This is a genomic window from Microcoleus sp. T2B6 (genome assembly GCF_036700475.1).
Taxonomy (GTDB): Bacteria; Cyanobacteriota; Cyanobacteriia; order Cyanobacteriales; family Microcoleaceae; genus Microcoleus.
In genome coordinates, this window is record NZ_JAUBOZ010000004.1 from 128,815 (window position 1) to 141,948 (window position 13,134).

The 13,134-nt window shown below is 44.0% G+C and carries 12 protein-coding genes and 1 pseudogene; 6 read left to right on the top strand and 7 right to left on the bottom strand.

The genetic code is table 11. From position 1 onward, the window contains the following. Positions 1 to 379: 379 nt before the first annotated feature. Positions 380 to 1,633, bottom strand: coding sequence for a transposase (locus tag QUA00_RS03000; RefSeq protein WP_333056613.1), 1,254 nt, complete (start codon positions 1,631 to 1,633; stop codon positions 380 to 382). A gap of 1,043 nt (positions 1,634 to 2,676) precedes the next feature. Between QUA00_RS03000 and bchB the strand changes: the two genes are divergently transcribed. The 3 genes from bchB (at position 2,677) to QUA00_RS03015 (ending at position 5,727) form a co-directional block, all read left to right on the top strand. After that, the gene (gene bchB, locus QUA00_RS03005; RefSeq protein WP_190659189.1) at positions 2,677 to 4,203 is read left to right on the top strand and encodes a ferredoxin:protochlorophyllide reductase (ATP-dependent) subunit B; all 1,527 of its coding nucleotides are present in this window, start codon (positions 2,677 to 2,679) and stop codon (positions 4,201 to 4,203) included. Between the two features lie 78 nt (positions 4,204 to 4,281). After that, on the top strand, positions 4,282 to 5,082 hold the full coding sequence (locus QUA00_RS03010) for a DUF1963 domain-containing protein (RefSeq protein ID WP_333144258.1): 801 nt from the start codon (positions 4,282 to 4,284) through the stop codon (positions 5,080 to 5,082). 165 nt (positions 5,083 to 5,247) lie between these two features. Further along, positions 5,248 to 5,727, top strand: a complete 480-nt coding sequence (locus QUA00_RS03015) for a DUF2188 domain-containing protein (protein ID WP_333144257.1) — start codon at positions 5,248 to 5,250, stop codon at positions 5,725 to 5,727. A gap of 178 nt (positions 5,728 to 5,905) precedes the next feature. Here the strand turns inward: QUA00_RS03015 and QUA00_RS03020 are convergent, their stop codons facing one another. From QUA00_RS03020 to QUA00_RS03030, 3 genes are all read right to left on the bottom strand, one after another. Next, complete coding sequence (locus tag QUA00_RS03020) at positions 5,906 to 6,139, bottom strand: hypothetical protein (RefSeq protein ID WP_333408642.1); 234 nt, start codon at positions 6,137 to 6,139, stop codon at positions 5,906 to 5,908. 303 nt (positions 6,140 to 6,442) lie between these two features. After that, positions 6,443 to 7,060, bottom strand: coding sequence for a Uma2 family endonuclease (locus QUA00_RS03025; RefSeq protein ID WP_333144254.1), 618 nt, complete (start codon positions 7,058 to 7,060; stop codon positions 6,443 to 6,445). Between the two features lie 143 nt (positions 7,061 to 7,203). Continuing rightward, entirely contained in the window at positions 7,204 to 7,833 is a 630-nt protein-coding gene (locus QUA00_RS03030) for a Uma2 family endonuclease (RefSeq protein ID WP_333144253.1), read from the bottom strand. Between the two features lie 575 nt (positions 7,834 to 8,408). Here QUA00_RS03030 and QUA00_RS03035 point away from each other — a divergent pair. Both QUA00_RS03035 and QUA00_RS03040 read left to right on the top strand, forming a co-directional pair. Then, positions 8,409 to 8,615 carry a ribbon-helix-helix domain-containing protein gene (locus QUA00_RS03035; protein ID WP_333108327.1) on the top strand — a complete coding sequence of 69 codons (207 nt, stop codon included), beginning with the start codon at positions 8,409 to 8,411 and terminating at the stop codon, positions 8,613 to 8,615. Positions 8,616 to 9,064: 449 nt separating this feature from the next. After that, on the top strand, positions 9,065 to 9,523 hold the full coding sequence (locus tag QUA00_RS03040) for a hypothetical protein (RefSeq protein WP_333408643.1): 459 nt from the start codon (positions 9,065 to 9,067) through the stop codon (positions 9,521 to 9,523). Positions 9,524 to 9,777: 254 nt separating this feature from the next. Here the strand turns inward: QUA00_RS03040 and QUA00_RS03045 are convergent. The 3 genes and pseudogenes from QUA00_RS03045 to QUA00_RS03055 form a co-directional block, all read right to left on the bottom strand. Next, a pseudogene (locus QUA00_RS03045) lies at positions 9,778 to 9,912 on the bottom strand (Mo-dependent nitrogenase C-terminal domain-containing protein); the annotation flags it as partial. A gap of 120 nt (positions 9,913 to 10,032) precedes the next feature. Further along, positions 10,033 to 10,917 carry an SGNH/GDSL hydrolase family protein gene (locus QUA00_RS03050; protein WP_333144250.1) on the bottom strand — a complete coding sequence of 295 codons (885 nt, stop codon included), beginning with the start codon at positions 10,915 to 10,917 and terminating at the stop codon, positions 10,033 to 10,035. 652 nt (positions 10,918 to 11,569) lie between these two features. Next, positions 11,570 to 11,947, bottom strand: coding sequence for a Mo-dependent nitrogenase C-terminal domain-containing protein (locus QUA00_RS03055; RefSeq protein WP_333408644.1), 378 nt, complete (start codon positions 11,945 to 11,947; stop codon positions 11,570 to 11,572). Between the two features lie 469 nt (positions 11,948 to 12,416). Here QUA00_RS03055 and QUA00_RS03060 point away from each other — a divergent pair, with 469 nt between their 5' ends. Next, entirely contained in the window at positions 12,417 to 13,007 is a 591-nt protein-coding gene (locus QUA00_RS03060; protein WP_333408645.1) for a rhomboid family intramembrane serine protease, read from the top strand. The last annotated feature ends 127 nt before the right edge of the window (positions 13,008 to 13,134 follow it).

The window sequence follows — 13,134 nt, forward strand, 5'->3', positions numbered from 1 at the left end:
GGAAAGCAGGCCTTGACAGGAATGAGCTACTGCTGACAAAAGCACGCTGGGGCTTTCGTCACCTCAGCAGTTAGGTAAACAAAATCACAAATACAGGATTTGTGCAAGCATTTACTTTAATGCTCGATCGCCATGTTGACAACTAAATCATCTCAGATTCCAAGCAATCGCTTGACTTTAGTGGAGCGTCACCACATCTCGTGAAAATACGCAAGTGCTGAAAGATTTATTTTTTCCGGCGATCGGGCACGAATTTGGGGTGCTTCAAAACAACGGCCGATGCAAATCTTAACTATAATTGGCGACCGAGGCGCGGAGGGAGTTAAGTGTTGCTTCGGAAGCTGCAAGTTCCTTCAGTTCTATCTATTTTGACCATCGATTAACAATAGTGACATACTCCTACACCAACACAAGCTGTCACCATTGGTGTAGGCTTCTCAGTGACTCCAGCTATTGCTTCGGACATTGACTGAGCTTTAAGCACGGGATGACCCACCGCCCTATTTTTGATTCCTATTGCTGCATTATGATCGCGGTCTAGACTACACCCACAGTGAGGGCAGTCATGCCAACGAATATGCAGCTTTTTTGGTACTTTTTCGCCACAACTAGAGCAATCTTGTGAAGTATTGTAGGCACTTACTGGGATTACCAACACACCAGCATTTACGGCTTTATTTGTTAGAATCGACAGAAAGCTTGACCACCCAGCATCCAACACAGATTTAGCTAATTTTGTACGAGCCAGTCCTTTAATATTCAAATTTTCAACCGCAACAACATCATATTTTTTCAACAGCTCGTTAGCCGTCTTAAAATGAAAGTCTTTACGCTTCTCTGCTACTTTCTTGTGACATTTTCCCAGTTGCTTAACTGCTTTCTGTCTCCGGTTGCTACCTTTTTTACGACGCGATACTCGCTTCTGAATAGTTCGCAGACGTTTCCCGGCTTTGCGGTAATGTTGAGGAATTGCAACTGTTTCGCCCTCAGAGGTTGTCAAGAAATTCTTTAGCCCAACATCAATTCCAGTAATCTTTTGAGGATTAAAATCTGGTTTAATCGTAGGAACTGTTGAATCTTCTAGGGAGAGCGTAAGATAGTACCCATCAGCCTTTTTAGTGATAGAGACGGTTTTGATTTTGAATCCATTAGGTATGGAACGGTGTAAAACAACCTTAACTTTTCCAAGCATCGGCAAGTTAATTAAGTTATTTTGTAAACAACCGTCTTTAACTTGAGGATAAGTGAACGTGCGATAACGACTGCGTGGTTTAAATCTCGGTCTGCCACTACGCTTTCCGTTGCTATCACCTTTTAGGAAACGATCAAAAGATACCTTAACTCGCTTAACTACATCTTGAAGAACTTGAGAGTAAATCTCAGCATACCAAGGATGAGTTTTCTTGAGTTGAGGTAACGTTTTTTTCTGACTGTAATATTCGGGATTATCCCGCAGTTCGGGTAAATGGCAAACTAGCGGACACGCATTGATGGGAGAACGGTTTTGCTCGTACCAATTGAATCTATCAGCCAACAAGTAATTGTATTGAGCCCATAGCATCGACAGCCATCTGTCGATTTCAATGGCTTGTAACTTTGTTGGACGTAATCGATATTGGTAAGAGCTTCTCATTCCTTTGGCGTGGTCGGTACATATCAATTAGTGTTACTGTACCAGAATACTTTATTTACTGTCAAGTGCATGAGTAAAGTATATTGAAGTACAAAATAGACTCGTTAAACAAAGAGTTTGTTTGTTTCGTCATCCACCCGTCTAGCAATTCAAAACATAGTTTTGAATTGCTAGACGGGTGGAATCCTCACCTCACGCGCCTTTCATCCCACACTAATCGAAGCGATATAGTGCGGGGATTCCCGTCTGTTTAGCTAACTGACCGAAAGCATCTAGGATACAAGCCCCCGGCTTCATGGGTGGAGAAATAAAAAACCTGTATCCGATAAAGGAACCCCCGAATTTATCCGTGGGGTCAGTCGATTTTAGATTTTAGATTTTAGATTTTAGATTTACCCCACAGATAAATCTGGGAGCTTGAACTAGGGTCTACAATTTTTATCTTTCCACGACTCCTGTACGTGGCAGCGTATCCGTTTTTGGGCTGGGTCAAGGCTTCAATTCTTTAATCTTTAATCGAAAATCTCAAATCGCGCAATCGATTGACCGAAAGCATCCAGGAGACAAGCCCCCGAATTCATTCCTTCGCAGACTCAGGACCCAGAAATAAAAAACCTGTATCCGATGAAACTTGCCCCCCCAATTTATCCGTGGGGTCAATGCTTCAATTCTTTAATCTAAAATCTAAAATCTAAAATCTAAAATCGATTGACCGTTTGAGCAGAGTAAATTTGACAAAAAATGCAGAATTATTGCACCTTGTCTGGTGCGCGGCAGCGAACCCTACATTAATCAAATTTGCCTAACTCTTAAGAAAATTTTAGGAAAGATTAAGAATTATTGCCATAAAACCCAGGTAAAGTTGTTTGAATTGCGAGTCAAATGCCAAGCGGGCAAAGCGTTTGAGCATTTCCCAAATGTGTAAATCCTCAGAAACTTAGTATTTCTCAAGGATTCATCCGGTGAGAAAATCAGAAACAACCTTAAAATTTAGCAGTAATCGCCCGATCGGGCAATTCTCAACCAGCACCAGGAAAAAAACTATGAAATTGGCTTATTGGATGTACGCAGGCCCAGCCCACATCGGCACCTTGCGCGTCGCCACTTCCTTCAAAAACGTCCATGCAATCATGCACGCACCCATTGGAGACGACTATTTCAACGTCATGCGTTCCATGCTGGAGAGGGAACGGGATTTCACCCCGGTAACTACCAGCGTCGTTGACAGACACGTACTGGCGCGGGGTTCGCAAGAACGGGTGGTGGACAACATCACCCGCAAAGACAGAGAAGAACACCCAGATTTAATCGTGCTCACCCCGACTTGCACCTCCAGCATTCTGCAAGAAGACTTGGAAAACTTCGTGGAACGAGCTCAATTGGATGCCAAAGGCGATGTATTGCTGGCGGATGTTAACCATTACCGCGTCAACGAACTGCAAGCAGCCGATCGCACTTTGGATCAAATCGTCCAATTTTACATTAACAAAGCCCGCAAAAAAGGCGATTTAGTAGAAGCCAAAAGCGAAAAACCATCTGTCAACATTATCGGTATGTCTACCCTGGGTTTCCACAACCAGCACGACTGCACCGAGTTGAAACGTTTGATGGCAGATTTGGGCATTGAAGTCAACGAAGTTATTCCCGAAGGTGCTTCGGTTCATAACTTAAAAAGACTGCCGCGCGCCTGGTTTAACTTGGTTCCTTATCGGGAATTGGGGATGATGGCCGGGGAGTATTTGCAAAAAGAATTCGGTACGCCGATGGTGGATATTACGCCGATGGGTGTGGTGGAAACTGCGCGCTGTATCCGCAAGATTCAGCAAGTTTTGAACGCTCAAGGTGCGGATGTTGATTACGAAAATTTTATTGACCAACAAACGCGGTTTGTGTCGCAGGCTGCTTGGTTTTCGCGATCGATCGACTGCCAAAACTTAACCGGCAAAAAAGCCGTCGTATTTGGCGATAATACCCACGCTGCGGCGATGACGAAGATTTTGGCTCGCGAGATGGGAATCCACGTTGTGTGGGCAGGAACCTACTGCAAACACGACGCTGACTGGTTCCGGGAACAGGTTAGCGAGTATTGCGATGAAGTGCTGGTGACGGACGATCACGGGGCGATCGGAGATGCGATCGCCAAAGCGGAACCTTCGGCAATTTTCGGTACGCAAATGGAACGCCACGTAGGTAAGCGGTTGGATATTCCCTGCGGCGTAATTGCTGCACCGATTCACGTCCAAAATTTCCCGATCGGCTACAAGCCATTTTTGGGTTATGAAGGCACGAATCAGTGCGTTGATTTGGTCTACAATTCCTTCACTTTGGGAATGGAAGACCACTTGCTGGAAATCTTCGGCGGCCACGATACCAAGGAAGTGATTACGAAGGGTATTTCGGCTGACTCTGATATGGGTTGGACGAAGGATGGACAGGCTGAGTTGAATAAAATCCCTGGTTTTGTGCGGGGTAAGGTGAAGCGAAATACTGAGAAGTTTGCGCGCGATCGGGGGATTGATAAGATTACCGTTGAGGTGCTGTACGCAGCGAAGGAATCTGTCGGCGCGTAGTTTATTGTTGGGGTGGGCATTTGCCCACCTTGCAAAGTTTTGTTTTGGAGTTAAAATAAGTTAAGTTGCGATCGGTTTATGAACTACAAACTTGATGTGCCGCTATCTCCCAAACTAGAAAAGTATCGCGATCGAATCGAATTAACTATCAAACCCTATATTGAAATTACAATTGAAAACAACGAACCTGCGAACTGGTGGCAAAGTAAATTTGGTGGGTTGCCATACTTACCTAAAGGATTCGAGTATCCTAAAACTCCTAATGGCGATTGCTTCTTATTGCTTGCCCAAATCAACTTTTCCGAAGTACCGCATCTTGAAGGTTTTCCCGATCGAGGAATCTTGCAGTTTTATCTTCCAGATGATGAATTATGTCTTTATGGCTTATCTTTCGACTCTGGTGAAGATATTTTTCAAATTTTATATTTTCCTGAACCCGATCTCAACCTTGAGAATATCATCACCAATTATGATTTTTTGCCCAAATTTGAACGCGGGCCTATTTGGGGAAGTTGCAGTTTGCAGTTTACTAAAAAGTATGCGCCAATTAGTGATTGCGATGAGGGGCTTACAAAACTTTTAGGAGAAGATTTTTATCAATTATTTAGAGAAGACGAGCAACTCGAGGATGATTATATGGATCTATGCGCCCCTGGCGGTCATAAAATTGGTGGCTATCATGATTCTTTTCAATCACACGATCCTAGACCAGATTGCGAAAGCGATCCCTATAGCCTTTTATTTCAAATGGATACCGATGGAAATGAGGTAATAGATATTATGTGGGGCGATGGTGGCGTAGGTAACTTTTTTGTCAAAGAATCAGCATTACAAAAATTGGATTTTAGCGATGTTATCTACGAGTGGGATTGCGGTTGATTGAGGGTAAAAAATGGTATTTTGAGAGTTCTGGTATGGTGCGTCGCTATAAGATTTTCGATTGAGTTCGGAGATGTTAGATAGCGACGCACCCTACGGTATCTATGATGGATTTATCACAACAGCTTACCTGAGAAAACAGCCATCATCAAATAAGCGAATTATATGGATAAAACAGTAAAGATTCTCGAAGATTCCACAACTATTACGGGTTTCTACGATAAAGAAGCGGATGTTCTATATCTCTCGCTGGGAGAACCGCGCGAAGCTGTAGCTGTGGACATTAGCGATGGCGCGATCGCCCGCTATCATGAGGATAGTGAAACTATTGTCGGCATTACTTTAATTGGGTTGCGCCAGCGGGTATTGAAGGAATTGAACCGCAAACTGCACGTAACACCTCATCCCAATGGGTGGGCGGTGACAGAGGAAAATGTAGAGTCAAGTCAAAAGGTATTTCCCACTCAGGAAGCAGCGTTTAAATATGCAGTGGGTTCTGCAAAAGCTCAATGGCTTGATGTGGTAATTCACGGTGAAAATGGAGAAGTTCAGGAAACGATCAATCCAGCCATAGATGCGCTGTTGCAGCGTAGAAAGCGGCGGGAGTTTGAGTCCGGGAAACATGAATGTTTAGATAGTGTTTAGAGGCAGGGAAATAAAAGTGCGATCGCCCACGATAAAAATTGCTATAATAATTAAAAATCGTCGCGAATAAATTGCTAGAAATGCTAGATAAACCCTAACCGCGTTCAAACCAGGGAATGCCAAAGGCGGTACTCTAGAACAATTGAAAGCTGATTTACTTGGTAATTACGAATGAAAGCTATTTAGTTTTTACTGATGATGCTTTGACGACTAAGACTCCACCAACATAATGAACTTCGCACTCTTCATCCATATTTGCTGGTTTGCTGTTGCCAGTTTCCTCGCGTGGTGAAGATACTTCCTGCTTCCTCCGTTGCCATAACAAAAAATCAGCAAAGTTGAGGATTTCTTGCAGTTCGATTTCAGAGAAATTTTTCAGTTTGTCAACAATTTGTTCTTGAATAGGTATCACGGCTATTTTTTCCTTGCTTAACACTACCGCTAGATTCAGTTTATACTAATTCTCAAAACTCATGCAACAGTAGCTGTAGGGTGCGTCGCCACCTGCCAATCCTAAAAAAGAGCGACAATCTCCAAGCGACGCACCTTACCTGAAGCGTGAGCGTAAACAAACCAAAAACTCATAATTGTTGCAAGAGTTTGGAGAATTGGTATTAACACCAGGCATGAGCGATCGCCCTTTTCAAACCAAGTACGCGTGCGAAGCTATCCCGTTCGCGAAGCGTTCCCCGTAGGGTAGGGTAGGGAATCGCTCTCACTCCTCATTTTGACTATCTTCTTGCTCAACTTGCTCAAAACTCACTTTCTTATAAATAGCAGATAGAGGAACTTCTAGCTGAAAGGAATTAAACACTAATGCCGTATCTTCCTCATCATACTCGCTATACAACCATCTTTTATTCTCGGTCTTAGAATACTGCTCGATTTTGATTTTTGTTTGGTCAATCAGAATGTATTCTCGAAAAGAAGGAATAGTTTTGTAAAATGTAAACTTGTCAACTCGATCGTAGTTTTTAGTAGACTTTGATAAAACTTCCACAATAACTTGAGGGTTGGTAATCGTGTCTGTGCGATTGTTGCGGTACTCAGGTAGCCCAAAAATTACCATTACATCGGGATAAGTGTACAGTCGCACTTTTGGTATCCACAGACGCACGTCACCGATGAAGACATCATACTCTTGTTCTGGAAGAGCGAAATTTAAAGCAATGTAAACGTTTCCTGCGATCCGATTGTGATTCGTAGATCCGCCTGTCATAGGAATAATTTCGCCGTCGAGATATTCGCTTTTGTACTCTGCTGTTTCTTCCAGTGCTAAATATTGCTCTTCTGTGCAGTAACGTTGCTCGGTTGTTTGCAAAGTGCCTGTCATGTTGATGTTCTCCCGCAAGGATGTTGAACAAATATTTCTTTTGAGTACGCGCGTGCGAAGCTATCCCGTTCGCGAAGCGTTCCCGCAGGGTAGGGAATCGCTCACTTAAATGATAACCCGCATTTCCAAGAAAGCGATCGCCCTTATTCCTCCCCGCTTTCTTCTGGCTCATTTTCCGCCTCAAAATCCACCTTCTCATAGACATCAGCCAGCGCTACTTCAACTTGAAAGAAATTCAAAACTAGCGCCGCATCCTCCTCATCGTACTGACTATACGACCACCGCTTGTTTGCCAACTTACAATACTGTTCTACATAAACCTGAGATTGGTCAATCAGAATATACTCTTGAAATGTCGGCAGCGTTTGATAAAACTTAAACTTATCGCTGCGATCGTAAGCTTTCGTAGATTTCGATAAAACTTCCACAATCACTTGAGGATTCATCACCGTATCCTGGCGATTATTGAAATACTCAGGTGTCCCCGGAATTACCATCACATCGGGATAAGTATAAGTTCGCTTTTTCGGCAGCCACAGACGCACGTCGCCGAAAAACACTCTATAGTCCTGTTTTTTGAGGCCAAGACTTAATGCGATATAAATATTTCCAGCGATTTGATTGTGATTCGTAGTTCCACCTGTCATAGGAATAATTACTCCGTCGCGATATTCACTTTTATACTCTGCTGCTTCTTCCAGGGCTAGATATTCTTCGGGAGTGAAGTAGCGCTGTGCTGTTGGCTGTTCTGTTGCTTGTAGAATAGCTGTCACGGTTTTTTTCCCAACTCAATTTATATTTTGCGTCCAGTTTAACATTGCCCGAAAGTAGGCGCGGGCTCTCCTGCCCAACCCCTACACCCCACAACAAAAACCATTCTTTGGGGAACAGGCCGGAAAGCCTGTTTTTGATAAGATTCCAACATCTACGATCGCCCTCTTTCAACTAAGGGCGATCGCACGCTTATCAACTCGCAACCAAAATTAATCGATTGGATCGAAAACTAAGGTCAATCGAGCCGCGGGAAGCAGTTGTTGGAGAACTCGCAAATGACCCTCTGCATCTGACCAACTGCGAAAGCGACCGATAACGACCCTTTGTAGATTTGGAAGCAAACGAACCACGATCCACGGCTTGAGACGTTTCTCATACGGCATAATAGGTGTATCTCCTTGTTAATTGGAGCCATAGCCAGTCCTGAGCCCTCGGAAAGCATCGGACTGGCTTTTGACTGAGCCTTGATGGGATTAGAGGAATTGTAACATAATAAGCCCAAATATGTGTCAGTAGATTTTTAAGAATAGGGTAACAACACGATCGGGAGCGTAAGCTTGTACCATTAAGAGCGTTGGCAAACAAACAAACATTTACATTGAGCAAGCGCGTTCACGTTACCTTTCCTGATTACGTATATGAAGCTTTGGATCGATGGGCTGACAAGCAAGGCAGATCCACGGCTAACCTGATAGCCTTTCTCGTGGAAACGGCTTTATTGGAAGCCCAACAAAGGGGAGAAGTACCCTCTGGGCCTGAAGATCCCAAAAGCGACACGTAAACAGTTCCCTCGTGGGTTACGGGGGCGTGTCGCGCGATCGCACTTATCGAAATTGATGAAAACTAGCATCAGCGCCCGCAGTTGGCGCCCAATATTTAAAATCATTCTCTGCTTTGTCCTCGCGATCGCCTGTTAGTGCATAAGTCCTATCAGCAATCGAAAGTGCCAGTTATTTAATTGTCCGCCGGCTACTCAGTTGCAGGGAAACTCCCATAAAAATATCATTCTCAGTAACCAGCTTTCGACTATACATTCAATCCTATTGTGGGGCGGGCTTCTAGCCTGCCCCTAAAAGCTTATTGAGAATAGTGCCATCTCTCAGGGGAAACGGAAATTGCATCCCAGGATTTCCTCCTTGAGGCCAATTGTGAAAACTGTACTGTTCGCTCGCCCTCATCAATCCAACTTACCTAGATTAGACGCATCAACATATTTTAAAGGAATGACTTATGAACTTCACAGCAAGACTCACACAAACCAGCTTACTCGGTTTAATGCTATTTGCCAGCAATCCAGCGGCAACCTTAGCTTTAGGACAATCGAACACAAGCACCGCACCAACAACGTCTCGCATTCAGTCTCCGATTGAAACCATACAAATAGCTAATGTATCCACTCCCCAAAAACTGGTGAGGGATTTTTGTGCTCGCAAAAGACAGAAAGTGGAAAACTATTTCGAGACCAGCAACTTTCGGATTTATCTGTGCTACAACAGGGCCAATCAACTATATTACTACGGCGTTAAAAAGAGTAACGGCAGCACAATCGCCCTGCGTGCTCGAACTGAAGAGGGGACTGGTTACGTGGCAAAAAATGGCACCTACGATTACATCGTTACAGGAGCTAGCCTTAGTATTTATAACAAAGGCAAACGCATTCTCGAACAACGAGTGATTCGCTCCCTTTAGTATTTAAATGCGATCGCTCTTTCAAGCCCCGACTTCTTCAAAAAGCCGGGGTTCTAACAGAATATCTGGCTTGTCTGCTGAGACAGACGAAAGTTTGTGTAATTTAACCTCGAACTCAAATGACCGGTGCTTCGCCACATTTAAGTTTGAGGTTAACAGGTTTCAACCGCTTAATAATCTCACAATAAAAAAACCCTCCCCAACAAGGAGACGGGAGGGTGAAAAGACAGTGAGAAATATAAGTTTTTGCAGCATTAACAATAAGGAGTTACATCTTCGCCGCACTCGTCAGCCAAATAACACAAAGCTCGAAAGCGCAGCCCAACCACTTGCTCGTAAAGCGGATTTAACTTGCACAGTGGCGGAATGGATAATAAAGTGCGATCGCCCACGAGAGAAATTTCTACAATATCAGATGAGCCAATCTTGCTCTCATGCAAAAAATCATGTCAACCTCTACTCCAAGGGAGCATCCCGGTCTTGTGGCGCCCGTCGAGCCTTAAAATGGTTTACCGAAGCGTCCCCAATCCAGATTTAATCATCCCGCTCTCCTGCACAATTGCGGATGCTGCTTCCCCCAAAATTTTGTGTGCGGCAGTCGTCGGATGAATGCCGTCCCAAAACAAAAATCGATCGGGACTACCACAAACACCTCCACCCGATAAACACGCACTCGTCACATTAGTCAAGCCATATTTAGCCGGGTTTGCGATCGCTTCCCGATAAAGCGCATTAGCATCCAGAGTCGCAATCTTTAAGTCAGAATGCTGTTGACTTAATACCTTAACCGTCCGCCTCAAACCCTGATTGTGTGCTTGTGTTAATGCAGTCAGCCTTGCAGAATTAGCGCCTGTTCGCGTCGCCGGTAACTGCCCCAAATCTGGTAAATTTGCCAGCAGGATATTTTTGGCACCCACATCAGCAAGAGACGCGATCGCCCTCCCCACATTTTCAACGGGAACATTCGCATTATTTACCCCCTGCAAATAGTCATTTGCACCCGCCCACAGTACATACAGCGCATGAGGATTTGCCTGTTTTTGGGATTTAGTCCATGACTGAACTTGAGCTAACACACCAGGGACAAGGCTATTGCGATCGCTCCCCGTTGTTGCACCTCCATAGGCTAAATTAGTGACTCGTTCAGGCGGCAACTTTAGGCGATCGGCAAGATACTCTACCCAAACTTTACCATTCGAGTAACGCCCTTGAAAGTAAGTCGAACGAGGCGGATATTGACCCCCGCTCGATCGAAACACCATTCCCATATCCGAAAGGCTGTCCCCAAATACATATAGTTCATTGACAGCCTCAGAACTTTGAGCTGATAGGATGAGTGCAACCATAAAAGATAAAAGCGCAATAATTACGGCAAAAAACGTTTTTTTCAACACTTTGTATTAGTTATATTCTTGAAATATTTGATAAATTGTACCCGGTAATTACCGAGTTCGTGAGTTTGACATTTAGTGTTAGTTATATTCTTGAAATCGCTTAAATATTTGCCCAAATTACTAATATATCAATTTTGTAAAAAATGTGGGGAGTAAACCTGAACTTTAATTGTGGGTTGCCCCACTCCACTGCTCAACCTACATAGATTGGTGATGTCCTTGACCAAGAATTTCAAAGGTGGTACTCGCCACGTGATTTATCCGTGGAACCAATCCAAAATCGAAAATCGAAAATCCTCAAGCCCCCGCATTTATCCCTGGGGTCGCCTCTAAAATCTAAAATCTAAAATCTAAAATCGATTGACACTTTTCTAATGGTATCTAGCTCATAGCGCTGTGGCGGGGGCAGAACCGTACATCTTTTGGGAGATTACCCAATAAAGTTACGCAAGAGGCGAACCACCAAAACCTCCCAAACAACTACCCTTGAGGTAAATATCAATAAAAAAAGAAGGGATTTAAAGCTGATTTACTCGACGATCAAGAAATTGAGCGCACTTTTTATCCCGGAAAGCCTGCACAAAACAAAAACCCTCCCCAACAAGGAGAAGGGAGGGTGAAAAGACAGTGAAAAATTTAAGTTTTTGCAGAATTAACAATAAGGAGTTACATCTTCGCCACACTCGTCCGCCAAATAACACAAAGCTCGAAAGCGCAGCCCAACCACTTGCTCGTAAAGCGGATTTAACTTGCACAGCGGCGGAATGGATAATAAAGTGCGATCGCCAATTTTGACTTCTCGCTCAAACGGACACTGGCTGGGAATAAACTTACACAGCAACCGAGCCAACTTTTGACTTTTAATTGCAGTGTTATCAAGCCATTGTTTTAGCGGATGCAAGGGGTCAAAGTGTGGCTTTTGACCGTAAGGTTGAGAAATTGTAGCGACATTAACGGCGGTTTCTTGTTTGCCAAATCCTACCCAATGTGGCAGAGTTCGGTAGGAGACTGTATGCTCAAATACGTTCATTTTGCTCTCTTCCTCTTTTATAACGAGGTGCCAAGAACTCTCTGTAGAGCTTGTGCGATATTATCTACAATCAGTATCTACAGCATCTCGTTTTGCTTTACCGGATTGAACTTCTTAAATTTATGACTTAGGGCGAGAAAAGTAGTTCCTGATTTTTTAAAAGACGGTGTGCGCTCTAAAAAGTGTCCTCATTTCAAGCCCAACAATTGATTGATAGGGTAAAAATTCTGTCTTCTACGTTTTAGCTTCAACCTTCGGTTGACTCTCCTTTTGTAGTTCAATTACAATTGTGACGCATCCAGGTGAATTATCCTATACGTGAAAATGCGGAACTTTTAATAAAACTTATAATATTTCTAAATAAGCTCTGCTGCAAAAAACCCTGAAACCTTGACCCAACAATCTTTGCTCGCGATCGCTCAGAAACTCATACAATGAGAAATAATCGGTATCACCGCCCTCACCACCCATGAGCAACCCAGAAACCAAAGCTATCACCCGCGAATTGCAAAGCCACGCCGCCATTCTCGGCGGCTTCGTCTCCCTCCTCTGGATTATCGAAATTGTCGATGTATTCCTGTTCCGAGGCAGGCTGAATGCCTACGGAGTCCGCCCCCGCAGCCTCGACGGACTTCAAGGCATCCTGTTGATGCCTTTTCTGCATGGCAGTTTTGCTCACTTAGCCGCCAATACCCTCCCTTTTGTGACATTGGGTTGGTTGATAATGCTGCGAGAAATTAGCGACTTTTTTATTGTGAGTGCCGTCACTGTGCTAGTCAGCGGATTCGGAGTTTGGCTGACTGGCGCGCCCTATTCCGTTCACATTGGTGCCAGCGGATTAATCTTTGGTTACTTCGGCTTCTTGCTGCTACGGGGCTATTTTGAACGCAGCTTTACATCTATTTTGGTATCTTTAATTGTCGGTTTCTTCTACGGCAGTTTAATTTGGGGAGTTTTGCCCTCGCAGCCGGGAGTTTCCTGGCAAGCGCATTTCTTTGGCTTTGTCGGCGGCGTATTAACAGCTCAACTTTTGGGGCGGCAGAAACGGCGAATTAACTAGAATAAGACTGAGGCTGCATCCTATCATCACCTTGGTTTATTGCTCATAAATTATCTAAAAGCGTAGGTTTTTTGTCAATAAACCTGGTTTCTTGTGTAAGATCAAATCCACTCTTCATCGGAATAGT